The 24,080-nt window shown below is 41.4% G+C and carries 15 protein-coding genes and 1 pseudogene; 2 read left to right on the top strand and 14 right to left on the bottom strand.

Going from position 1 to position 24,080, the window contains the following annotated elements; genetic code table 11:
* A pseudogene (locus V7K62_RS10280) lies at positions 1-1,315 on the bottom strand (integrin alpha); the annotation flags it as partial.
* 195 nt (positions 1,316-1,510) lie between these two features.
* Complete coding sequence (locus tag V7K62_RS10275) at positions 1,511-4,078, bottom strand: beta strand repeat-containing protein (RefSeq protein WP_334863826.1); 2,568 nt, start codon at positions 4,076-4,078, stop codon at positions 1,511-1,513.
* A gap of 270 nt (positions 4,079-4,348) precedes the next feature.
* On the opposite strand from V7K62_RS10275, the gene V7K62_RS10270 reads away from it, so the two are divergent.
* Complete coding sequence (locus V7K62_RS10270; protein WP_334863825.1) at positions 4,349-5,539, top strand: RNA-guided endonuclease InsQ/TnpB family protein; 1,191 nt, start codon at positions 4,349-4,351, stop codon at positions 5,537-5,539.
* Positions 5,540-5,787: 248 nt separating this feature from the next.
* Here V7K62_RS10270 and nifJ read toward each other — a convergent pair whose 3' ends face one another.
* The 5 genes from nifJ to V7K62_RS10245 form a co-directional block, all read right to left on the bottom strand.
* Positions 5,788-9,369: a pyruvate:ferredoxin (flavodoxin) oxidoreductase gene (gene nifJ, locus V7K62_RS10265; protein ID WP_334863824.1), complete on the bottom strand. Its 3,582-nt coding sequence runs from the start codon at positions 9,367-9,369 to the stop codon at positions 5,788-5,790.
* An 880-nt stretch (positions 9,370-10,249) separates the two neighbouring features.
* Entirely contained in the window at positions 10,250-10,981 is a 732-nt protein-coding gene (locus tag V7K62_RS10260; RefSeq protein ID WP_334863823.1) for a DevA family ABC transporter ATP-binding protein, read from the bottom strand.
* Between the two features lie 65 nt (positions 10,982-11,046).
* Positions 11,047-12,207, bottom strand: coding sequence for an ABC transporter permease DevC (gene devC / locus V7K62_RS10255; RefSeq protein ID WP_334863821.1), 1,161 nt, complete (start codon positions 12,205-12,207; stop codon positions 11,047-11,049).
* Positions 12,208-12,215: 8 nt separating this feature from the next.
* On the bottom strand, positions 12,216-13,505 hold the full coding sequence (locus tag V7K62_RS10250; protein WP_334863820.1) for an HlyD family efflux transporter periplasmic adaptor subunit: 1,290 nt from the start codon (positions 13,503-13,505) through the stop codon (positions 12,216-12,218).
* 149 nt (positions 13,506-13,654) lie between these two features.
* Positions 13,655-14,242 (bottom strand): TetR/AcrR family transcriptional regulator, encoded by a 588-nt coding sequence (locus V7K62_RS10245; RefSeq protein ID WP_334863819.1) that lies wholly within the window; start codon positions 14,240-14,242, stop codon positions 13,655-13,657.
* Between the two features lie 759 nt (positions 14,243-15,001).
* Between V7K62_RS10245 and V7K62_RS10240 the strand changes: the two genes are divergently transcribed.
* Positions 15,002-16,096 (top strand): endo-1,4-beta-xylanase, encoded by a 1,095-nt coding sequence (locus V7K62_RS10240; RefSeq protein WP_334863818.1) that lies wholly within the window; start codon positions 15,002-15,004, stop codon positions 16,094-16,096.
* A 163-nt stretch (positions 16,097-16,259) separates the two neighbouring features.
* On the opposite strand, the gene V7K62_RS10235 is transcribed toward V7K62_RS10240, so the two are convergent.
* From V7K62_RS10235 to V7K62_RS10205, 7 genes are all read right to left on the bottom strand, one after another.
* Positions 16,260-17,111, bottom strand: coding sequence for a WecB/TagA/CpsF family glycosyltransferase (locus V7K62_RS10235; protein WP_334863817.1), 852 nt, complete (start codon positions 17,109-17,111; stop codon positions 16,260-16,262).
* Between the two features lie 147 nt (positions 17,112-17,258).
* Positions 17,259-18,410, bottom strand: coding sequence for a glycosyltransferase family 4 protein (locus V7K62_RS10230; protein WP_334863816.1), 1,152 nt, complete (start codon positions 18,408-18,410; stop codon positions 17,259-17,261).
* Positions 18,411-18,515: 105 nt separating this feature from the next.
* Positions 18,516-19,409 (bottom strand): glycosyltransferase family 2 protein, encoded by an 894-nt coding sequence (locus V7K62_RS10225; protein WP_334863815.1) that lies wholly within the window; start codon positions 19,407-19,409, stop codon positions 18,516-18,518.
* A gap of 133 nt (positions 19,410-19,542) precedes the next feature.
* Complete coding sequence (locus V7K62_RS10220; RefSeq protein WP_334863814.1) at positions 19,543-20,559, bottom strand: hypothetical protein; 1,017 nt, start codon at positions 20,557-20,559, stop codon at positions 19,543-19,545.
* A gap of 24 nt (positions 20,560-20,583) precedes the next feature.
* The gene (locus V7K62_RS10215; RefSeq protein WP_334863813.1) at positions 20,584-21,855 is read right to left on the bottom strand and encodes a glycosyltransferase family 4 protein; all 1,272 of its coding nucleotides are present in this window, start codon (positions 21,853-21,855) and stop codon (positions 20,584-20,586) included.
* A gap of 48 nt (positions 21,856-21,903) precedes the next feature.
* Entirely contained in the window at positions 21,904-23,133 is a 1,230-nt protein-coding gene (locus V7K62_RS10210) for an O-antigen ligase family protein (protein WP_334863812.1), read from the bottom strand.
* 18 nt (positions 23,134-23,151) lie between these two features.
* Complete coding sequence (locus V7K62_RS10205) at positions 23,152-24,078, bottom strand: glycosyltransferase family 2 protein (RefSeq protein ID WP_334863837.1); 927 nt, start codon at positions 24,076-24,078, stop codon at positions 23,152-23,154.
* Positions 24,079-24,080 lie beyond the last annotated feature (2 nt).

Raw genomic sequence — 24,080 nt, 5'->3', positions numbered from 1 at the left:
TAGCGCCGTTGAGGTCAGAGAGATTGAGAGTGGCGCTCCATCCTGTGCTTTTGCCAAATACCACGTAGCTCTGCCCTGAATAGTCGCCGTTGGGGGAGGCATCGAATGCCCCGATAATCAGGTCGTCGATGCCGTCGGAGTTGACATCTCCGGCACTGCTGACAGAATAGCCTGATCTGTCACTCACCGCGATGCCGTTGAGAGCGAAGCCGTTAGCGCCATTGAGGTCAGAGAGATTGAGAGTGGCGCTCCATCCTGTACTTTTGCCAAATACCACGTAGCTCTGCCCTGAATAGTTGGGGCCGGCACTTTCTGCCCCAATAATCAGGTCAGCGATGCCGTCGTCGTTGATGTCTCCGGCACTGCTGACAGAAATGCCTGATCTGTCACCTTCCTTGATGCCGTTGAGAGCGAAGCCGTTAGCGCCGTTGAGGTCAGAGAGATTGAGAGTGGCGCTCCATCCTGTGCTTTTGCCAAATACCACGTAGCTCTGCCCTGAATAGTCGCCGTTGGGGTCGGCATTTGATGCCCCGATAATCAGGTCGTCGATGCCGTCGCCGTTGATGTCTCCGGCACTGCTGACAGAATAGGCTGAGTAGTCAGCCGCCGCGATGCTGTTGATAACGAAGCCGTTAGCGCCGTTGAGGTCAGAGAGATTGAGAGTAGCGCTCCATCCTGTGCTCTTGCCAAATACCACGTAGGTCTGCCGTGAATAGTCACCGTTGGGGGAGGCATCTCTTGTCCCGATAATCAGGTCGTCGATGCCGTCGCCGTTGATGTCTCCAGCACTGCTGACAGACCTGCCTGAGTAGTCATCTGCCGCGATGCCGTTGATAGCGAAGCCGTTAGCGCCATTAAGGTCAGAGAGATTGAGAGTGGCGCTCCATCCTGTACTTTTGCCAAATACCACGTAGCTCTTCCCTGAAGAGTCGCCGTTGGGGGAGGCATTAAATGCCCCAATAATCAGGTCGTCGATGCCGTCGCCGTTGATGTCTCCGGCACTGCTGACAGAATAGCCTGAAAAGTCAGCCGCCGCGATGCCGTTGATAGCGAAGCCGTTAGCGCCGTTGAGGTCAGAGAGATTGAGAGTGGCGCTCCATCCTGTGCTCTTGCCAAATACCACGTAGCTCTGCCCTGAATAGTTGCCGTTGGGGTCGGCACCTTCTGCCCCGATAATCAGGTCAGCGATGCCATCGCCGTTGATGTCTCCGGCACTGCTGACAGAAATGCCTGAAAAGTCAGCCGCCGCGATGCCGTTGAGAGCGAAGCCGTTAGTGCCGTTGAGATCCGAAAGGTTAAAAGTTGAATTTGCCATGAATTGATCCTTTTGTTTCTAAAACTCAAACAAGAAAAAGTCATTTTGACTGTTGAAAGTGAACGATGAACTGTTTACACGATGAAATAATATAACTCTTATGCAGAACAGCTAATGAACGAGGGTTGCTACAGTGGTACAAATTGGAACTTAAAGTTACATATTCTGAGCTAGTAGTTTTGTGTTTTAGACAAACTAGGCTTGCAAGACAAAATCAGATGCCGCCAGAGTTGGCGCACCAGTTAGAGTTGCAAATAGACCACCACTGCCAAAACCAGCCGCGCTGCCATTTTGGTTATAAAACAACTGCCCACTCACCGCGTCATAGACAATTTTCGCCGTGCTAGTCCCGACGGAAGTTGTGATTTGAAAATCACTCTTGTTACTAAAACCTGTTCCGGCAGCAGAACTAATAGTATTAAAGGTAGTCAATTCCAGTACAATTTTGTCAGCTTCACAACTGTGAAAGTCGCTAATGGTATCTACACCAACAGTAAAACTGTCAAAGGGAGCATTGGTATTGTAAAGGAATCTGTCAGCACCAGAGCCACCGACAAGAGTATCATTACCAATACCGCCTATAAGGGCATCATTGCCAGTACCGCCCCGCAGCAAGTCATTGCCACTCAAGCCATTAATAATGTCGTTACCGCCTTGACCATTAATCACATCATTGGAGTTATCAAAACCGGCAATGTTATTATTTAAGTCATTCAGGAAGGTGACAGTGTTTTTATTGAAAATGCTGTTTTGAGTGGAGTTAGCATTAATCACATCAAAGCTGTCGGCAATGCTGGTTTGCCCATCAAATAGGATATTGCCAATCGCTGGTTGTAAAAAAGTTGCTGGCAGGTTATCCAGGTTTTCTAAGAGGAAGTTTTGCAGAGTTACTTTGGTGTTAGCTACATTTTCAAAGGTGACTTCTAAGTTGTCGCAATTTTGAGTTAGTTGCAGATTTTGGGCAGTCAATCCCGAACCTGTAAATTCTAGTGTATCAACATTGGCAATTACTGCTGCTGATGGGTTTGAGCCTTTACCTACGCCAGCAAAATCGGTGATGATGTCATTGCGATCGCCAGCGCGAAATACAAACTTATCTTGACCACCGTTGCCTGTGAGGGTATCGTTAGCAGTTAACCCATCGATGTTGTTGCTAGGTGTGCCAAAGAAGGTATCTGCACCAGGAGTTCCAGTCAGCTTAACAGGGGTGCCGCCATTGCCAATGTTCTTCCCCCCAAATACTACATAGCTTTGCCCAGCCCTAGAGATGCCGTTGGGGGAGGCACTTGATGCCCCAATAATTAGGTCGTCAATGCCATCACCGTTGATGTCCCCCCCATTGCTGACTGAGTTGCCTGAGTAGTCACTTACTGCAATGCCGTTAATGAAAAAGCCATTAGTGCCATTCAAATCAGAGAGGTTGAGGCTGCCGCCACTGCCCAGATTCCTCCCCCCAAACACTACATAGCTTTGCCCAGCATTAGAGATGCCATTGGGGTCGGCGCGATATGCCCCAATAATCAGGTCGTCAATGCCATCACCGTTGATGTCCCCCCCATTGCTGACTGAGCTGCCTGAGAGGTCACCTGCTGCAATGCCGTTAATGAAAAAGCCATTAGTGCCATTCAAATCAGAGAGGTTGAGGCTGCCGCCACTGCCAATGTTCTTCTCCCCAAACACTACATAGCTTTGCCCAGCCCCAGAGATGCCGTTGGGGGAGGCACCAAATGCCCCAATAATCAGGTCGTCAATGCCATCACCGTTTATGTCCCCGGCATTGCTGACAGAGCGGCCTGAAGAGTCACCTGCTGCAATGCCGTTAATTATAAAGCCATTAGTGCCATTCAAATCAGAGGGGTTGAGGCTGCCGCCACTGCCCAGATTCCTCCCCCCAAACACTACATAGCTTTGCCCAGCAGTATTTTTGCCGTTGGGGGAGGCATTTTGTACCGCAATAATCAGGTCGTCAATGCCATCACCGTTGATGTCCCCTGCATTGCTGAGTGAGTCGCCTGAGAAGTCACGTATTGCAATGCCGTTAATGAAAAAGCCATTAGTGCCATTCAAATCAGAGAGGTTGAGGCTGCCGCCACTGCCCAGATTCCTCCCCCCAAACACTACATAGCTTTGCCCAGCATTAGAGATGCCATTGGGGGAGGCAGTAGTTGCCCCAATAATCAGGTCGTCAATGCCATCACCGTTGATGTCCCCCCCATTGCTGACTGAGTTGCCTGAGAGGTCAAATTCTGCAATGCCGTTAATGAAAAAGCCATTAGTGCCATTCAAATCAGAGAGGTTGAGGCTGCCGCCACTGTCCAGATTTGTTCCCCCAAACACTACATAGCTTTGCCCAGCCCCAGAGATGCCGTTGGGGGAGGCACTTGATGCCCCAATAATCAGGTCGTCAATGCCATCACCGTTGATGTCCCCCCCATTGCTGACTGAGTTGCCTAATGCGTCAAATTCTGCAATGCCGTTAATGAAAAAGCCATTAGTGCCATTTAAATCAGAGAGGTTGAGAGTGCCGCCACTGCCCAGATTTGTTTTCCCAAACACTACATAGCTTTGCCCTGCAAATGTGATGCCGTTGGGGGAGGCACTTAATGCCCCAATAATCAGGTCGTCAATGCCATCACCGTTGATGTCTCCCCCATTGCTGACTGAGAAGCCTAATGCGTCATATCTTGCAATGCCGTTAATCAAAAAGCCATTAGTGCCATTCAAATCAGAGAGGTTAAGGAAATTGAATAATGAATTAGCCATAATCACTTAAATTGCTTAAATCTTCTGATGAGTATCTAAGCATTGTCAATAGGCTGGATATAATTTTGGTAAAGTTAGAGTTAATTTTAGGGAATTCTATATAAAGTTTTCGCATAGGCGTAGCCCGTCGTAGGTATCGCACTCTTATTACCAAAAAATTGGGTAAAAGCCCCGTCCTTCCAGGACGGCAATATAATTGTATTTCCTAAAGATACTTGATAATCTTATGATAGGTATGTTATTATAAGACAAGTGAAATAAGAAATATTCATGCTAGTTTTTGAGTTCAAAACCTACGGCAAAGCATTGCAGTTTCAAGCAATTGATGAGGCAATCCGAACGACTCAGTTCATTCGGAATAAAGCTATCAGATTGTGGATGCAAGGTCTTGCTTCGTCTTGGATTGAACTATCACGGCATTGTGCATTATTAGCGAAAGAGTTTTCTTTTGCGAATAAGTTGAACTCAATGGCTAGGCAAGCCGCAGCCGAACGAGCATGGGCTGCTATCTCTCGATTTTATGACAACTGCAAGAAAAAGATATCGGGTAAAAAGGGCTTCCCCCAATTCCAGAAAGATTGTCGGTCTGTTGAATATAAATCAACGGGCTGGAAGCTTGCACAAGATCGTAAATCTATAACCTTCACCGATAAAAACGGTATCGGAAGATTAAAGCTTAAAGGCACTCGTGACCTGCATTTTTATCAAATCAACCAAATAAAACGGGTGAGATTGGTAAAACGTGCTGATGGCGTGTACGCGCAATTCTGTGTTGATGTAAACCGTTCGGAGAAAATAGAACCGACTCACCAGACAGTTGGGTTAGATGTAGGACTAGAAAGCTTTTATACCGATTCACTTGGAAACAAAATTGATAATCCTCGGTTTTACAAAACTGGGGAACGCAAGATGAAACGGTCACAAAGACTCGTTTCTCGCAAAGTTAAAGGTTCTAGCAACAGAGGCAAAGCAAGAAATATATTAGGTAAAGTTCACCTCAAAATAAGTAGACAACGTTTTGACCATGCCGTGAAATTGGCAAGGTGCGTAATCACGTCAAACGATGTAGTAGTCTACGAAGATTTGAGGATTAAGAACATGGTAAAAAATCATTGTTTGGCAAAATCAATCAATGACGCTGGATGGTATCAATTTAGAATTTGGTTAGAGTATTTTGGGAAAGTATTTAAGAGGATTACTATTGCGGTAAAGCCGCGTAATACAAGTCAGGAATGCTCTAACTGTGGCTCCATTGTGAAAAAGTCACTATCTACTCGTACTCATGTTTGTCAGTGCGGTTGCAAGCTAGATAGAGATCACAATGCTGGAATAAACATCCTTAATTTAGGATTGGGTACGGTAGGGCATACCGGAACCTTTGCACTAGATGCAAGCAACGCTTTGGGAGAAACGGCCTCTACTCTTGTTGGAGAAATCCTGCACGAGCAAGTTGTCTCGTAGATCAAAGAATCCCCGTCTCTTCAGAGCGGGGAGTGTCAATAACCAAAAAGGTAACTTTGTAACAAAATTTATGATGTTTGTAACAAAAATAATAAATTTACTAACCACAATGGTTTTTTTCTCACAAAATTTATAATGTTTGTAACAAAAAGAATTAATTTAGTAACCAAAATGGTTTTTTTTATAATGAAAGTTGCGACTTGAGTTAATCAAGTCGCAATTTTTATAACTAAAATCAGGGCTGATGTTCAGAGAATCTCGCGTTTTGCCATATATTGGTACATCTGCCAACGTGTATCTACCTCAGCTTGGGCTTGTTCTAACAAGTGTTTGGCAACGTCAGGTTTACTCTTAGTGAGCATCTTGAAGCGATTTTCTTGATACATCGAATGTTCTACAGATTGCGTAGGCGATCGCATATCCAATTGCAATGGATTTTTACCCTGGTTAAGCAACTCTGGATTATGCCGATACAGCAACCACCGACCTGATTCTACCAGAGTTTTTTGGTGATTCATCCCCGTGGTCATATTGATGCCGTGGGCGATGCAATGACTATAAGCAATAATTATTGATGGGCCATCATAAGCTTCTGCTTCCAAAAATGCTTTCAGGGTATGTTCATCTCTAGCACCAAGGGCTACACTCGCTACGTAGACATTTCCGTAGGTCATGGCAATCATCCCTAAATCTTTTTTAGGTGCTGCCTTACCACTGGCGGCATATTTGGCAACTGCGGCTCGTGGTGTAGCTTTAGAAGATTGACCGCCTGTATTAGAATACACTTCTGTATCCATGACTAAGATGTTGACATTCCGACCACTAGCAATTACATGATCGATACCGCCAAAATCGATATCATAAGCCCAGCCGTCACCGCCAACAATCCAGACACTTTTCCTCACTAAGTAATTTGCAAGGGATTTGAGATTTTGGATTTGAGATTTGAGATTGGGGTCGAAAGTGACGATTTCATCTAACTTCTGCTGCAACAGTTCTATCCTTTCTCGCTGTTCCCAAATGTCAGCTTCAGATTTTTGTTCAGCTTTCAAGATTGACTGGGTAAGGTTTTCATCTATTTCACTTCCCAACTGTTGCAACAATTCCCCTGCAAACTCAGCTTGTTTGTCGAGGGAGAGGCGGAAGCCAAAACCAAATTCGGCGTTATCTTCAAATAGATTATTAGACCACGCGGGGCCGCGTCCTTGGGCGTTAGTTGTCCAAGGAGTTGTGGGGAGATTACCACCATAAATTGAAGAACAACCTGTTGCATTGGCGATGACAGCGCGATCGCCAAACAATTGTGTTAATAATTTCAAATAAGGTGTTTCACCACAACCTGCACAAGCACCAGAGAATTCAAATAAAGGTTCTTGCAGTTGTTGTTGGCGAATCTGGTTTAATTTTAGCGATCGCCTGTCAGGATTAGGTAAACTCAAAAAGAAATCCCAGTTCTTCCGCTCTTGCTCTTGTAAAGGCAACTGCTGCGCCATATTAATCGCTTTCAGCGATGGCTCAGATTTATCTTTAGCAGGGCAAATATTTACACAAATAGTGCATCCTGTGCAATCTTCTGGGGCAACTTGAATGGTAAATTTTTGATTGGCAAAGTCTTTATCTTTTGCACCCGTTGACTTGAAGGTTCCTGGTGCATTAACTAACTCATCCGCTTGATAAGCCTTTGCACGGATGGCACTGTGAGGACAAACCATGACGCACTTACCACATTGTACGCAGACATCCGGTTCCCACACAGGTATCTCTTCGGCAACGTTACGCTTTTCCCACTTGGCAGTACCGACGGGAAAGGTGCCATCAACTGGTAGTCTGCTAACAGGTAAGTCATCACCTTCCCACACCATGATTTTACCTAGAACTTCTCGCACAAATTCGGGAGCGGAATTAAGTGGGGAGTGAGGAGTGAGGAGTGAGGAGTTAGGAGTGAGGATTGTTTGTGGGACATCTACTTTATGCAAGTTGTCTAAGGTGTTGTCTACAGCTTGCAAGTTCATCCGGACAACTTCTACGCCTTTTTTACCGTAAGTCTTGTCAATCGCTTGTTTGATTTTAGCGATCGCTTCTTCTTGTGGCAAGACACCCGCTAAGGCAAAGAAGCATACCTGCATAATGGTGTTAATTCTGCCACCCATCCCACTTTCACGGGCAACCTGGCTAGCATTAATCACATATAACTTCAAATGCTTGGCGATAATTTGCTGCTGCACCTTCAGCGGCAGATATTCCCAGACGGTATCTGCATTGTATGGACTGTTAAGCAGCAAAGTCGCCCCAGGAATAGCAGCTTTCAAAATATCTATGCGTTCTAGAAATCCCCAGTGATGGCAAGCAATAAAGTTGGCTTGGTCAATTAGGTAGGTGGAGCGAATTGGCTCTTTACCGAAGCGGAGGTGAGAGACGGTCATTGAGCCAGATTTCTTGGAGTCAAAGACAAAGTAGCCTTGGGCGTAATTGTCGGTTTCTTCACCAATAATTTTGATGGAGTTTTTGTTAGCGCCAACAGTGCCATCAGCGCCTAATCCATAGAACATTGCCCTGACAACATTATCCGATTCTGTAGAGAAACTAGGGTCAAAGCTCAAGGAAGTATGACTAACGTCGTCATTAATCCCAATCGTAAAGTGATTTTTTGGTTTAGCTTGGGCAAGATTGTCAAAGATGCCCTTCACCATCGCCGGGGTAAATTCCTTAGAAGAAAGACCGTAACGACCACCGATGATTTTGGGGGATGAGGAATAATTGTCTCCCTCGTCTCCCCACGCTTCATGGATAGCAGCCACAACATCTAAATACAAAGGCTCACCGGCGCTACCTGCTTCTTTGGTGCGGTCGAGAACTGCGATCGATTTTACACTAGTTGGTAAGATTGCCACAAATCTTTGAACATCAAAGGGGCGGTAAAGTCGCACTTTGACTACACCAAGTTTTTCACCACGGGCGTTAAGGTAATCTACTGTTTCATGAACGGTTTCACTGCCTGAACCCATGAGAACGATAACGCGCGAGGCATCGTTAGCGCCGTAATATTCATAGATTTTATAATGCCTTCCCGTGCGTTCGCCAAATTGATCCATGAGCCGCTGGACAATTTCGGGACAGGCGTTGTAGTAAAGGTTAGCGCCTTCACGTCCTTGAAAGTAGACATCGGGGTTTTGGGCAGTCCCCCGCAAGACTGGACGATCTGGGGTCAGCGCTCGACTGCGGTGGGCGAGTATGAGATGATCGTGAATGAGCGATCGCAAATCGTCATCTGATAGCAGTTTAACTTTCTGCACTTCATGGGAGGTGCGGAAGCCGTCAAAGAAATGCATAAACGAGACTCGCGTCTCTAGGGTAGCAGCATGAGCGATGAGAGCAAAATCTTGACTTTCTTGCACTGAAGCCGAACACAGCAAAGCAAAACCAGTGGCACGAGCTGCCATTACGTCGCTATGGTCGCCAAAAATAGATAGAGCATGTGTAGCCAAGGAACGGGCGGCAACGTGAACCACAGCGCTAGTCAACTCACCAGCAATTTTGTAGAAGTTGGGGATCATTAACAATAATCCCTGAGATGCCGTGAAGGTAGTACTCAGGGAACCTGTTTGCAATGCCCCATGCACAGCACCAGCTGCTCCTCCTTCGCTCTGCATCTGCACGACGCTAGGAATAGTACCCCAGAGGTTAGGACGACCTTCCGCTGACCAAGCATCTGCCCATTCACCCATTGCTGAAGAGGGGGTGATGGGATAAATGGCAATTACTTCATTTAATTTGTAAGCAACACGGGCCACAGCTTCATTTCCGTCGATGGTTGCAAAGGTTTTGTTCATAATCTGATTTTTGTCCCCGCCTCTAAACTGCATGATCAGAACGTGTGAGTAGAAGGATTAGAAATAGCCAGGCCAGGAAATCAGTGAACAGTAACCAGTAACTCGTGTTTACTGGTTACTGATAGCTGTTAAAAGGTGGATATTATCCGAACCGTAGTGAGATTTGCCCCTTGTTTAAAGGATAATTTATTGATGGCTTTTGGCTCTTAAGTTAACTTTAAATAAATACTGCATCTATTAATATCTCATCCAAAATAGTGCATATTTTAATATCTATTAATAATGTACTCAATAGCCAAAGTCTTTGCTTGATAAGACTTTAAGGTAATTTATTTTTTTTTGTGGGGTATAGGGTCGGGAATCTTTGATATATTTTACTTAAGATCGCAATGACAATCTATTATCTTGATAAATTTGCTTGCATTGGGATGCTCCCCCAGATAACATGGTGCGTTAGACGCTCAGATCATGTTTTTCGTGACAAACTAGATTAAAGTATGCGCCTAAGAGGATGTTTGAAAAGTATTTGGCTGTGATTTTAGGCACTTTGATCCCCCCTAACCCCCCTTAAAAAGGGGGGCAACCTCTCTCAAAGTCCCCCTTTTTAAGGGGGATTTAGGGGGATCTAAAATGTTTTGATACCGACAAGACGACAATAATTTGATTTTTACTTTATAAATAACCTCTTACAACATCTATAGTTCAATTAAATGAAAACTGCTGTAAGTAAGTTTGACGAATTACGAACTTGATATTACTTGCTTGTTGTGGCTGTATCTATACCATCGGTCTTCAGTTGAGTAGGTACTGAACCCCACCCCCAACCCCCTCCCCGCAAGCGATGAGGGGGCTATGATGTACCTTATATGATTAGGAAACGCTATATACCATCGGTCTTCAGTTGACCATCTTCCATATAAATAATGCGATCGGCTATATCAAGGATGCGGTTGTCATGAGTAACTAGCAAAATTGTACAGCCTTGTTCTTTGGCTAGCTTCTGCATTATTTCTACGACATCGCGCCCAGATTTTTTGTCGAGTGCAGCAGTGGGTTCATCTGCTAAAACAATCTGAGGATGGCTAACTAAAGCACGAGCGATTGCTACCCGTTGTTTTTGCCCTCCAGATAGTTTCTCTGGGTAATAATTTACACGATCAGCTAAACCGACAGTTTCCAAAATAGCGATCGCTTTGGCATCGATATCCTGATTCAAAAAATCGTCATGCAACTCTAGAGACATTCGCACATTTTCTTTAGCTGTCAAAAAAGTCATCAAGTTATGCGCCTGGAAAATATAGCCAATCTGACGACGAAGCTTCGTTAATTGCAGCTTTTTAGCACTACGAATTTCCTCCCCTAAGATTTTGAGACTACCTTCTTGAGCAGAACGCAATCCACCCATTAAGGTCAACAGAGTGGTTTTCCCCGATCCAGAGGGGCCAGTCATGATGACGATTTCCCCAGCGCTAATCTCTAAATTAATGTCGAATAATACTTGTTTGCAAAGCGTACCTTCACCAAAATAGTGGTTGAGGTTACTGATAGAAATCACGGGTTCTAAAACAAAAAGTGTTGAGTTGGAATTTTCTGGTAAAGATTTTTGCAACATAGGATTTTATAGTAATTGGACATGGGGAAGATGAGGGAAATAAATCCTAACTCTGTTTCCTGAAACTAAAAAACATCGGCAGGATCAGCAGATCGTAGTTTTCGCATAGCGATCGCTCCAGAAACACTACACATGATCACGGTCAAAATCCAAACTTGTATCGCCCGTTCCATTTTCATGAAAATCGGAAGCATCGTCGCAGCGTAGGTGACTTGATACAACCCAAAAGAAAGGATGAATCCAGGCAAAAAACCTAAGATAGCCAATAACAATGCTTCCTGAATTAGGACTCCTAAAAGATAGTTATCGGTGTATCCCATTGCTTTGAGGGTGGCGTATTCTGGCAAGTGGTCAGAAACATCAGAGTAAAGGATTTGGTAGACAATGACGATGCCGACGATAAACCCGACTCCAGTACCTAAACCAAAAATGAAACCAATGCCAGTACCGGCTTCCCAGTAAGTTCTCTCCACTTTGGCAAACTCTTCTGGAGTCAGGACTCTGACATCTTTTGGTAGCCCATTCACAAGTTGCGATCGCACTTTTTCTGTATCGGCATCTGGTTTAAGCGTGATTAACCCAACTTCGATGCGATCGGCTTTACGTTCAGGGAATAACTGGAGAAAAGTAGAGTCACTGGCGATCACATTACCATCGGCAGCAAAGGAAGCACCATCAGTAAACAAGCCCTTAACAAAGACGGCTTTACTATTCAGTTCTGTGTCAAATTTGCCTGTTTTCTTAAAGATATCGCCAACTGCCCCGTATTCTGGACGACCCGCCTGGTCAAACAGAACTTGATACAACTGTTTCAGGTAATCCTGATTTTGTTTGATTTCAGGCGATTTGAATGGTGATTGTGTCGGATCAACACCCCAAACCAAAATGGCACGCTCAAGACGTGTTTCGGGATTTCGCCACTGTCCGGTGCTGATGTAGACAGAATTCACTGACTGAACACCTTCATAACCTAATGTTTGGTATAGTCGCTCTCGAGAAAAGTTTTTTACCGAAAACAAAGTTTGAAATTGGGGATTAATTAAAACCAAATCTGCTTGTAAATTGCGATGAGGTTTCACAGCCGCATCAAAAAGCGCACTTTCAAATCCCAACTGGATAAACATCAGCATATCGGCAAAGGTAATACCTGCGACTGCAACAGCCAGACGGGTTTTTTCTTTCATTAACTGCCGCCATGCTAGGGGCGTTTTGCGAAATAGTTTCATAATTCTTTTCACAATTCAATTGCTGTCTGTACCTGTAAGTTGGTGAAACCCGCAACTCGCTTGCTGTCTTCAGGATTGAGGCGAATTTTCACCTCAACTACTCGGCTATCAAGGTTTTCCCCTGGCTGGTTGCTAAAAACGTTTTGTCTATTCACCTGCAAGCCAATTTGGGCAACGGTTCCTCGCAGTTCATCGGCAAATGCCTGACTGCTAATCACTGCCTGTTGTCCTAATTTGACTTTACCGATATCAGTTTGATAAACTTCTGCTACTGCCATCATCTGATCTGTTTGCGCTAAGTCTGCAATGCCAGAATCACTGATTTTTTCTCCGACTCGCGTATGAATTTTAATGATTTGTCCCGCCATCGGTGCTTTGATGTAAGCACCCGCCAACTCGGTTTGGGCATGTTTGAGTGTGGCGATCGCATTTTCAATTTCTGTCTGGGCTGCGGCTACATCTACAGGTCGGACTTCTGCAATGCTGGCCAGTGTGGCTTTGGCTTCACTAACTTGTTTGCTACCAGTGGCATTAGTGCGGGTGAGTGCTGCTTTGGCTTCAGATAATTGTTTGCTAGCAGTGGTGTTAATCCGGTTGAGAACAGCTTTGGCTTCGTCTACTTGCTGTTTGGCGGTTTCTACAGTCAAGCCTTTGCTGTCATACAAAGAATTAGAAACTGCTCCTTGAGAATAGAGCTGCTGATAACGTTGATATTCGGCTTCGGCATTTTTGAGTTCTGCCTCTAGCTTCTTAATTGTTGCCTGTTGCGCGATTCTGTCTCCTGCCCACTGTGCCTCTATGCGAAATATCGCTTCCTGTTGCGCTGTTTTGTCTCCTTGGGATTGGGCCTGGAGGCGTTCAACACTTGCCTGTTGCGCGTTAATTTCTCCTACTTTTGCTCCAGCTTGCACTTGATCGAGTTTCGCTTGAGCAACTTTAACTTGTTGTTGGGCTTGTAGTACAGCAGCTTGCAAGCGATCGCGGGCGTCTAAAATTGCCACCATCTGTCCGGCTTTAACGCGATCGCCCTCTTTGACTAAGATTTTGGCAATGCGATCGCCATCCAATGCCAAGGGCGCAAACAAGCTAATTACCTCAGTTTCCGGTTCTAGTCGTCCTAATGCAGCCACTTTTTGACTTTTGGGCATGGTTTCTACTGACTCAGATTTCTCAGTTTGACCAACTAACCCAAATTGAGAAATCCCATAAACAATAATTCCACCTGTAATCGCAGTAGCTGCAATTACTAATGCAACTAACCCTTTTTTGGAAGCTTTTTTTGACAGGTTTTCAACCATCTCTTTTACTCTCCTCAAAAATTATTTTGTCTATATTAAATGAGCCAATCGTGGCTGCAACTAATTTTTAGCCATCAATGAATATCAGATAATTAATAATTGTTATATATGAAGTATTTTACAACTTATTGAGGTATTGAATCGAACTCCTAACTCTTAACTTTTGCCTTATGTTGCGGTAAATATGCCGTGAGCATTTTGCCCAACAACGCACATTGTTCCATAAAATCAATTGTTTCATCACCCCATAACTTTTCCAGAATTAACCCATTTACAAAGCTCAAGACAAAGGAAGCCAATATCGGATCTTGAATACCTACAAAATCACAGGCTGCCTGCTGATAACGCTGATTAGTCCGCTTAAAAATACTATTACTTAACATTTTCTTAGAGTCTTGATGTTGACAAAAATCAATCCAAATATAAGTCCATTTAATGAAGTAATCCTCGTTTTTCACTAGATATCTTCCTAGTGCTTCCATTCCCTCTTGTAGTGTTTGCGCTCCTTCTAATTCAGCCAATGCTGCACTTAAATCTTGCTCACATATTTCTTGGGCCAATTGCTCAAATAGAGCTTGTTTGCTAGGAAAATAGTGGTACAACGTACCAGTAGAAACCCCTAATCCTTCAGCAATCTGGCGCATAGTGATGGAACCATAGCCTTTTTGGGCAAATAAATCAAAGCACTTGTCAAGCAGTTCTTTACGGTATTGCTCATGGTCAACAATCTTAGGCATGACTGAGAATATTTATATCGAACGGTCGTTATATATCAAACTAGCATGTTTACTGCTGGTATGTAAAAACACAGTTAATTGATCTAAATCGAACATGCGTTATAGTTTAACCTAGTTTTGCCCTAGATGTAATACTTGTCAATTTTCATCTTTGCCACTTAAGTGTGAGACTATGATTTAATTTTGGAAAAAACTCCCTATATCTGAGTGAAGATTGATAAATACTTGATAAGTACGTGGGCGGGAAAATTTATAACTATGTCATTGCGTTCGCCCTTGGCGTTCCCGCAGGGTACGCAACGGAGTGTTCGCGTAGCGTGTCGTAGACAAGCAATCGCAAGGTTTTCACCGCTTTTACTTTTCGTTACATAGTTAGGTTTATTTGTGCCTACCTACTTAGTTCTGCATTAGCGTTGCCGCAGCGTTTCACAGGAAAGATTACCGTAGGGGGAGACAAAGGGCAATTTTCGCTTTTTCGGTGCAATAACTGTGGGAATCATCACTAGACCTCTTGCATAAATCAAAAATAAGAACCCCACCCCGCCAAAGCTACGCTTTGTCTCCCCTCCCCGCTTGCGGGGAGGGGTTGGGGGTGGGGTGTTACGGACTTTTGCAAGAGGTCTACTACACCTCAAAAAGTATCAAAAATTATTATGTAATATAATAATCTTATGTGTTTTTTCTTAAATACAATTTATGCCTTATCGGAGAAAATTTTTAAAAAGAGCAGGATACACAACCCTTTCTGCCTTATTGACTATGGGGTTTTTACAAAAAGATAACCAAAAAGAAGACAATAGCACAAATGCAATTGCAGCAAATAATACAAGTAAAAATTTAAATTCTCCCCTTCGCCAATTAGCTGCCGCCAAAGGAAAGCGTTATGGTGCAGCAATTTCTGGTGAATTTTTGCTAAAAGACAAGGATTACGCTAACCTGATTGCTCGTGAATGTTCGATTGCGACACCGAATGGTGAATTAAAATGGGACGCCACTGAACCACAGCCAGGAAAATTTACCTTTGAATCAGCAGATGCGATCGCTGATTTCTGCCGAAAGCATAACATAGAATTGCACGGGCATACCCTTTTCTGGCACATGGGAAAACCAGACTGGGTTCCTTACCCCCCCACACTTCAGATGATCGAACGCCATGTTAAAGGAGTCATGGGGCATTATCGCAATAGCCCTGTTTTAAAGTCTTGGGATATTGCCAATGAAATTATCGCTGATAGTGAAAATGAAACTGACAATGCTACCTATGGTTTGCGTAAAGGCGTAAAACCAGAATTGATTCGAGACTTGTTTTTAATTGCCGCTTCAGTTGATAAGAACAAGAAATTTTACCTAAACGATTTTGGCATCGAAGGCGCCACGTGGAAATCAGACCGTTTCTTAAAAATGGTCGAATATCTGAAGAATAGTGGCGTTAAAATTGACGGGGCAGGTATCCAGTCACATCTATGGTTTTCTACTGCCTACGGTTTTGACGAAAAAGGATTTAATTCCGTCTTAAAACGGCTTAATGATCTTGAAGTTAAACCAATAATCACGGAATTGGATATTATCATTGATACTCCACTACCCGATAGTATCAAAAAGCTAGACCAGATGGTAGCCGACAGTTACAAGCGATATCTTGACCTGTGCTTTGCGGCTAAAGTCGATACTGTGATTACATGGGGACTTACCGACCGTCATACCTGGATACGTCATCCCAGATGGATGCCAAGAAAAACCTTTAGAAACAATCCAAGTCTCTGGAAATTTCTACGTCCGCTTCCCTTCGATGAAAACCTACAACCTAAACCTGCTTGCAATGCTATTGCCCAGGCTTTTCAGCAAGCAACTTAATACTCCATCCAGGCGTAAATAGCACTTTTAAGCATTAGTCTAAGCAAAGTAGGTGCAGAGATTTCTCGCTATTCACGATTATGAAAGTTGAACAAGACGTACTGACTAATTAATCATTAAACCTTAGTACAACATTTCATAAATTCGTGACGAATTGAGCAACCTAGTGGTAAGGCTTTGAGAGACTCGATAACGCTACGAACTTGTGAAATTTCGTACTTAGAAATACCAGCAGGTTACTTTTTTTTTGTTGACTTGAGATACTCCAAATTTCTCGTATAAATAATGTGCCAACAAACCAAGGTTCAAGTAAGTAACGTCTCCAAAGTCTTTTCGGTTCAGATAACAAGCGATACAACCATTCCAACCCCACCTTTCCCATCCAGCGAGGAGGAGTAGGTATTGCTCCTGCTACATAGTCCATACAGGCTCCAGTAGTCAAAATAGTGTTGGTATGAATATGTTCAAGATTTTCGTAAATCCAATACTCTTGGCGCGGCATACCCATCCCCACCATTAATACATGGGGTTTGTAAGCATTAATTGCAGCCACAGTGGCGAGATTTTCTTGACTATCTTTATCCATATCAATGTAGCCATGAGCGCAAGCAATCTGTAAACCAGGAAATCTCTGGCATAAAATACTTGCTGCTTTTTCAGCAACTCCGGGCTTTGAACCTAAATAGAATACACGCCAGCCTTTATCAGCAGCTTCTGCCATCAGAGGCCATACCCAGTCAGCATAGGTTACTCTTTGTTCCCGTTGAATTGGTAAACCCAACAGCTTTCCAAGAAACACTAGAGGCATACTATCAATATGGGTATATTCTGCCTTGGCATAAAAAGCTTGCATTTTTAGATCATTATGGAAGAGATAAAGACTATGTAAGTTGTGATTAGCAATAATCCATTTCTCATCCTTATCAATGGATTCTTCAATCAATAAATTTAAGTCGAGGATAGAGAGTGCATCCACTTGAGCGCCAATAAGTTTATAAGAAAATAGCTTTTTCATATCTTGTTTTTCTTTTGATAAATATGAGATGTTATCTCAAGGTAAAGGTGAGTGTTGTAAAATTACTTAACAATATTTCAATGCTGAAGTATTGAAATATTTAAAAAAGCTAGGTTTTTTTAGTTAAAAGTTGTTATCTAGATATAACTAAAAAGCGCTTGTCTTCATGAGTATTTCCGCGATATTATGTGCTCTTGCATTCCAGGAATACTTTTCTGTAATTAAGGTATATGCTGTATCTACAAGTGATTGATATTTATCAATATTTGAAGCAGCATCCAGCACTGTGTTAGCGACTTCTTCGCTAGAGTATCCTGTGACTAACAGATGTTCTAAGTGGCGAAATTCTTCTAAACCTCGCAAGCCTTCTGGTGTTGATACAACTAACTTTCTACTAGCGAAATAATCTAATGCTTTATTGCGAGCGCCACCTGCTACTGCTTGTTTTGAGAATGGCAGCAAAGCAATATCTGCATATTTCAGATGGGCAATAAAATCTTCTCTTTTAGGTAAAAATCCTAAAAAAGAAATGTTAGAAGGTATTGCTTCTGAAATCTCACTACTATCCCTACCAATGACAACAAAATGTAGCTTTTCTTGATGACTTTCAAGGGATTTAGCAACCTCAATAGCCATTGATACAGACATATCATTAGTTGGAAATTGAAATGTTTTGGGAGCAATAACAACCACTATTTTAGCTGGTTTGAATGCTTGATAGGGGTCTTTTTCGGGAAAAAGTTCAGTATTGAGTAAGTCTTCAGTCACTCCATTCCCGATGGAATAAATTTGCTGTGGAGTTTTACCATACCATTGGGAAATTAGTTTAGGAATTGATTCACCTGCTGCAATAATTGGACTACCAGAGAATATTAAAATTCCTTGAGCAATATATGTCTTAATACATTGTGCAAACTCCTTGAAAGGATTGGCAACTGAAAACAAGCGCATCCAGTATTCATAAGGCGAAAATGTATGAAAATCCAATACAAGAGAGGAACTACTGTGTTTCCTAAGCTTTAGTGAAACTAAAGCAGCCAATCCAGGTAATGTTTCTTGAGCATACACAATATCAGGACAAAACTCGTCGATGCACTTTTCTATAGCTTGAATATATGACTTCAAGCTTCTTGAACCAATAGAAAAAGAAGGTGCATAATTAACAGACGAACAATCTAAACCTAGCTGAAAAACATCAAAATATTTAGTAAGATATTGTCCTAAATAAAAAGGTCTAGTAAATGCACCAAATGGTTGACTAGAATCGAGTGTTGAGACAATTAGTAAGCGTTTACCCATAAAATGATTGCTAACTATGTTTATAATTTAAAACTACATTTGTCCACTTGTTAAGATATTTATAACTTATCCAAGTATTATTGACTAATGACTTTCGTGCAAGTACTAAATTTCTGAGTTAGTTTGATTAATATCCTCAGCAAATGTGGGAGAAGTTGCTAAATCCTTGTAACCAATAATTGCTCTGATATAGGGTAATAACCAGTAAAATATCCAGAATGGCCCAGAATGTCTGCTACAAAATATAGTCCAGGATTTCAATGGGAATCCTTTAATTTGTAGTATCTTTTTCAAGCGTTCTAATATATTTAAATTGGTATCTGCCCAACTATTGCGGATAGAATTTTTAGTACAAGTACCAATATATCCAGGAGCTACCCATATTTGAAAACCCAATTTCCGCGCTCTCAGGGCATAATCTAAATCTCCTAAACTGTGAACAAAAGCTGTATCGATATTGCCAACTTTGGCGGTAACACTTTTAGGAATTAGCACGCAGTTACCATACATAGCATCGCATTTTTGGATAACCGAATTTGGTTCTAAAAATTCAAACTTATTAGAATACCACTTTTTAGATTTTACTGCTCCTCCATAAGTTGCTCTTCCTGTAATTGAGTCTTTAGTTGAACCAACTATAATTGAGTCTGGATAACCAAGTTCCGTCAAATTTTGATGAACCTGCAATAGTTTACTCACAGCATTGGCTTCTAGAAAGGTGTCATCATTCAACCACAGATAATAATCATATTGATATTTTATCGCCTCACCAAAGGCGAGATGCATTCCTCCCACCCAAAATAAATTGCCATTCCCCTGAAGAATTTGTACTTCTGGATATTCTGCTTTAACAGCCTCTGTAGTCCCATCAGAACTCCCATCATCAGTTAAATAAACATCACAATGATTTTTTTGCTGATATAAAGAATTTAGGCAGGCAAGAGTTGTATTCCGCCTGTTATAACATGTCATAATTACAGCTAGATTTGCTTGCTTCATTTCATTTACCCCATATAATATCTACTATCGACAAAAACAATCATATAAATAATGCACTTTTATGCAATATTTACAAATTTACCTTCATAATCCAAACATCAAATTTTTCCCTTCCGTATATTTTTAGGTAAGTTTAAAATTTAACCATCTTTTCTATCCAGCCACTGAGATTAATATCTAAATTAAAGTTTTTTAGTTTTTGTTCCATTCTTCTGACCACCAACACATATCGATGCCAAACTGATACGCGAGGCATATTAAGTCTGACAACCTCTTGACATAACCATCGATATTTATCTGAATTTATATTGAATTTTTGCAATCTTTTTATTTGTGCATTCCAATCGTTATAGAAAAATAAGTTGAAATAATGAATGGATATAATATCATCCCAATGTTTAATTTGTATTCCTGTTGATAAACGGTTATGTAAAGGTAATGGATAACTATAATTAGGAGGAAGATGTTCGATATTCTCTTCCAAGGCACATAAAGTTACAGACAAAACAGACTGCTCAACAAAATAAATACCCTGGGGAGGAGTAATATCCAGGCGCATTACTTTTTCAAAGTTCTCTTTCCAAGCTGTAAATATACCCGCACTTCTTCTCACAGCAACCAAACCAGAATTCCAGTAGGCTCTGATTCTTTTATTACCAATTGGTGTGTCAACAAATACCTCACGCTTTACTCCCAGTACTTCATATAGTTTTTGCCAATACCATTCTTGAGGGTCTTGCAGACCTGTAGAACCAATTCCTTGACCATACTCAGGACGTATCCGTACATTACAATCTACTGGCAATAAAAATTCTTTTGGTTCAGAAAAAAAGCATTTGTCACTGTCTAAAAAAACCAATATTTCTGCATCGATATTTTGTTCTGCATAGGCACAAACTAAGGGTTTATTGGCTAAATAATATTCATGAAATTCTCGATTTATCGGGATTTGTTGATGAGTCACCTGCAATGCTTCAAACGCTTGTTGGGTTTGCTTTAATATCGGTTCACCTACCCTAGGATGAAAACTATATATAGGTGTATTTTTCAATTCACCGCAGAATTTACGAATACTTTCTGCAAGCATCAAAGATTGACCTTCTAAACGGCCAGGTTCTGTACAAATTATAAAAGCTATAGGTAGTGACATATTATGAAGTATTGATTTACTAGGTTAATTACTCAATGAAGATTTCTTTGCTGTCATCAATATTTCCTGAAACAAGGCTGAATAACGACGTGCTTGAAGTTCCAGAGTGAATTCTTGTTCGGCTTTGTCGCGAGCATAAAATGATAGTTTTTGCAACCTCTGTTCATTTTCAAGTACCCAGGTAATTCCTTTGGCAAAATCCTCAACTTCATAAGGTTTAGCCAAATAGCCGTTCTGCTGATGATCAACAATATCTTTTAAGCCAGTAGAATTAAACGCCACAACTGGAGTACCACAAGCGAATGATTCCGAAGCTGTCTGTCCAAAAGATTCTTGAAGAGACGGTACAAGCATCACATCAGCTGCTGAGTAAACAGTTGCTAAAGATATAGCATCGTGTAAGTGTCCCAAATAGTGGGTTTTGAAGCCTAAATCAGGTGGATTTTCGGGTTGAGATGCTCCAAAAATCACAACTTCCAAGTCATCCTTCCAGCCAGATTTACTCAATTCTTGTAAAGCTGGTTGCAACAAATGAAATCCTTTATTTCTATCGCTTGTTGCTTCTATCGCTCCAAAGAGTATCAGCTTCTTATCTTGGGGTAGATTGAGTGCTTCTCGCGCAAAATGTTGATTGATCGGTCGATATTTTTGAGTATCCAGTCCGTGGGGAATTACCTCGATTCGCAAATTCTGGAACAAAGAACTGGAACGAGCGCACTGTGCTAACCAAGAACTTGGTGAAACCAGAGTTAAATTTAAATTTTTCCAAGCTTTTACTTTCCGCTGCCATACCCAACGGGATAGATCCCATTCATTACCACTGTTGAGTTGAGGACAAGCCCCGCAGGATACTTTGTAGCGATCGCATTCTCCTGTAACGTGACATCCTCCAGTAAACCCCCACATATCATGGAGAGTCCAAACTAGAGGATACTTCAGTTTAGGGAATGTTTCTATTTGCATAAAACCTCCGCTAATCCAATGCAAATTAATTATGTCTGGATTAATCTGAGAAACTTTAGAAATAACTCTATCTGGCAACCATTGAGCAAAAAATGGAGTACTTTTCTTTTGACGATAAAGCTTTAATGGTAAACTTTCAATTGTCAACTTGGCCTTAGCGATGCCTTGAAATAGTCTAATCTTAGGTGCAATTACTGTTTTATCATCACTATATTTTTCCTGGACTAACATTTGTGACTGTAGTCCTATATCCTGTAAACCTGTGTGCAACCGATATGCAGCCCTCGCTGCACCTCCATTAATATCATGGGTACTAATATGTAAAATCTTCATTTTTATTAACCTCCTAATTACTAAAACTATTTCTGACTGCCAGAAAAATTAATCGATTAAAATATTTTTATGATTTCGTTGATATTCAACAGTCAAAGATAATGACGTGGTGACATACATTAACCAATTCCAGCTAGGAGTTAATAACCTGGCTTCTGAAAAGTTCACTATGACAATGATAAGTAGCATCTGCATTGGCCAATAATCTTCCGGTTTTTTAGCGACAGAAATAATTCGAGTCAATGCCATTACAAAAAACCGGACAAACCCTGCTGCAAAAGTCAAAAAACCTAAGAATCCTAATTCTAATAATATTTCTAAAAAACCATTGTGAGCATTGCTCGCCCAATCATAAGTAGCTCTTAATTTAGATGCAGCATTACTAGTCCAAAATCCCGAAAATCCATAACCTAGCCAAGGTCTTTCCAAAATCTTGGAAATCACTAGCTCCCAGAGGTCAGAGCGTCCATTGAAGGTAAGGTCTTTGCCAGAAGTACCAACTACAGTTTCGGCATTATTGAGAAGTAATATTGAAGAGATCATCAGTAACATTAAAGTTGAAGTAATCATAATAACTTGCAACTTATAATTAGTTTTTTTCAGGGATCTATAGAAAGGTAAAAGTAATATCATTGTCAATAGAATCGTTAAAGATGTTGTTGAACGTGAGAGGATAATTAGACATATAGATATCCCACATAGTGTCCACATCAACCAGCGATATCGATGTACACTAAGACCAAGGTGCAAAAAAACTCCTGCACTCCAAGCCATCATGTAACCTAATTCATTTTTATGACCATAAATTCCACTCCACATACCTAGTAATTCAGGTGATTCGTGAATATAACCTGGTACGAATGCAGAAAATAGTATAGATAATGATGCAGCTACACCAAGCGCCCAAGCTATCAGCCTCATTTGTTCTCTAAGGGAATAACGCATTGCTAAATAGATGGCAAGAAAATATATTCGGATTAGACCTCTTAGATAAGTAAGACTAGAACTTAGGTCTTCTGACCATAAAAGAGAAAATATAACTATTGCTAGTAACAAAAACTGTAATGGACTTCTAGTAATTACATAAAGAAAACCTTTCCAGTATGAAATTAGGAAATAAAATAGGATTAAATATGAAACTATATTGAATAAAGTATCTAGCTTATCGCCTCCAAGGGTAGACATGGAAACTTCTTGTGCAGGGTGTATTGTTAATGCCCCTACAGCAATGAGTAATAGCAAGATAGTTAATATTTTTTCTGTTAATTTTACTTTCATTTCTGAAATTTAATCTATCTATTTTTTTATTGTTGAGTAATTCAATCTTTTCTTCAATTCCTCTTTAAAAATATCCAATGCAGTTGCTTTATAGACTGTTTTTTGGGTAAAATTATCTGCTTCTACATTCCTAACAATAAATGGTGGATGCTTTAAGGGAAATTCCATTGCTTGCATCGACATATTGATGAACGAAAATTCTTGATTGGATGTGAAATGAGTTGCGTCTGCACCAACACCAACATTAGAGATTAAATTGACATTGGGAATAATGCTTAAGCTTCCCTGCATCCAACAAGCAAATGTCCATTGGTAATCCCAGGTTATACCTGTAGGATTGTTATAAACAGATTGAAATATTCGTTGCCAAGAATTTACTGCTTTTCGGTCTAAGAGAATGTCATGTAAAAGGTTTTCTGCTTGCACCTCTTTCCAGAGTTTGATGGTCAAATCATAATGTTGCCAAGCACGTCTCCAACTTGCCCAACCCCAGCAGTGATTGTAGCGAGAAAAATAGTAACTGTAATTTGTGCGTTTTCGTCCGAGTTGAAGATTTTGAGCAGAGATTGTGGCGATTCTGGTGTCATTTCTATATTTTTCCAGCAGATCTTCACTAAACCTGAAAAAAGTTGGGTGAGGGATACAATCATCTTCTAAAATAATTGTCTCTTCAACATTATTAAATACCCAATCTAAACCACTCGATACTCGTTTTGCACAACCTAAGTTGATATCAGAATAATTTTTGATAACTTCGCATTCCCAATCAACTCTCTCAATAATTGCCCTAGTTGCTTCACACTTTTCTACTTCATCTTCGCGCTCAGTGCGGGGGCCATCGGCAATTACAAAAAGTTTTTTTGGCTTGGCTTGGCGAATAGCCTCAAAAACTTTTTCTGTTGTTTGTGGGCGTTTAAAAATAATAAAAGTTACTGGTGTTTGCATCA

It is taken from the genome of Nostoc sp. (assembly GCF_036917935.1).
Classification (GTDB): domain Bacteria; phylum Cyanobacteriota; class Cyanobacteriia; order Cyanobacteriales; family Nostocaceae; genus Nostoc.
The sequence above is the reverse complement of the archived record's forward strand: the minus strand, read 5'-3'. Positions and strand labels throughout refer to the sequence as shown.

Coding starts and splice junctions, on each gene's coding strand:
- V7K62_RS10235 (WP_334863817.1), bottom strand. CDS start 17,111: ATGAAAAAGCTATTTTCTTATAAACTTATTGGCGCTCAAGTGGATGCA.
- V7K62_RS10210 (WP_334863812.1), bottom strand. CDS start 23,133: ATGAAAGTAAAATTAACAGAAAAAATATTAACTATCTTGCTATTACTC.
- V7K62_RS10205 (WP_334863837.1), bottom strand. CDS start 24,078: ATGCAAACACCAGTAACTTTTATTATTTTTAAACGCCCACAAACAACA.
- V7K62_RS10275 (WP_334863826.1), bottom strand. CDS start 4,078: ATGGCTAATTCATTATTCAATTTCCTTAACCTCTCTGATTTGAATGGC.
- V7K62_RS10245 (WP_334863819.1), bottom strand. CDS start 14,242: ATGCCTAAGATTGTTGACCATGAGCAATACCGTAAAGAACTGCTTGAC.
- V7K62_RS10270 (WP_334863825.1), top strand. CDS start 4,349: ATGCTAGTTTTTGAGTTCAAAACCTACGGCAAAGCATTGCAGTTTCAA.
- V7K62_RS10260 (WP_334863823.1), bottom strand. CDS start 10,981: ATGTTGCAAAAATCTTTACCAGAAAATTCCAACTCAACACTTTTTGTT.
- V7K62_RS10230 (WP_334863816.1), bottom strand. CDS start 18,410: ATGGGTAAACGCTTACTAATTGTCTCAACACTCGATTCTAGTCAACCA.
- V7K62_RS10225 (WP_334863815.1), bottom strand. CDS start 19,409: ATGAAGCAAGCAAATCTAGCTGTAATTATGACATGTTATAACAGGCGG.
- V7K62_RS10240 (WP_334863818.1), top strand. CDS start 15,002: ATGGGGTTTTTACAAAAAGATAACCAAAAAGAAGACAATAGCACAAAT.
- nifJ (WP_334863824.1), bottom strand. CDS start 9,369: ATGAACAAAACCTTTGCAACCATCGACGGAAATGAAGCTGTGGCCCGT.
- V7K62_RS10220 (WP_334863814.1), bottom strand. CDS start 20,559: ATGTCACTACCTATAGCTTTTATAATTTGTACAGAACCTGGCCGTTTA.
- devC (WP_334863821.1), bottom strand. CDS start 12,207: ATGAAACTATTTCGCAAAACGCCCCTAGCATGGCGGCAGTTAATGAAA.
- V7K62_RS10215 (WP_334863813.1), bottom strand. CDS start 21,855: ATGAAGATTTTACATATTAGTACCCATGATATTAATGGAGGTGCAGCG.
- V7K62_RS10250 (WP_334863820.1), bottom strand. CDS start 13,505: ATGGTTGAAAACCTGTCAAAAAAAGCTTCCAAAAAAGGGTTAGTTGCA.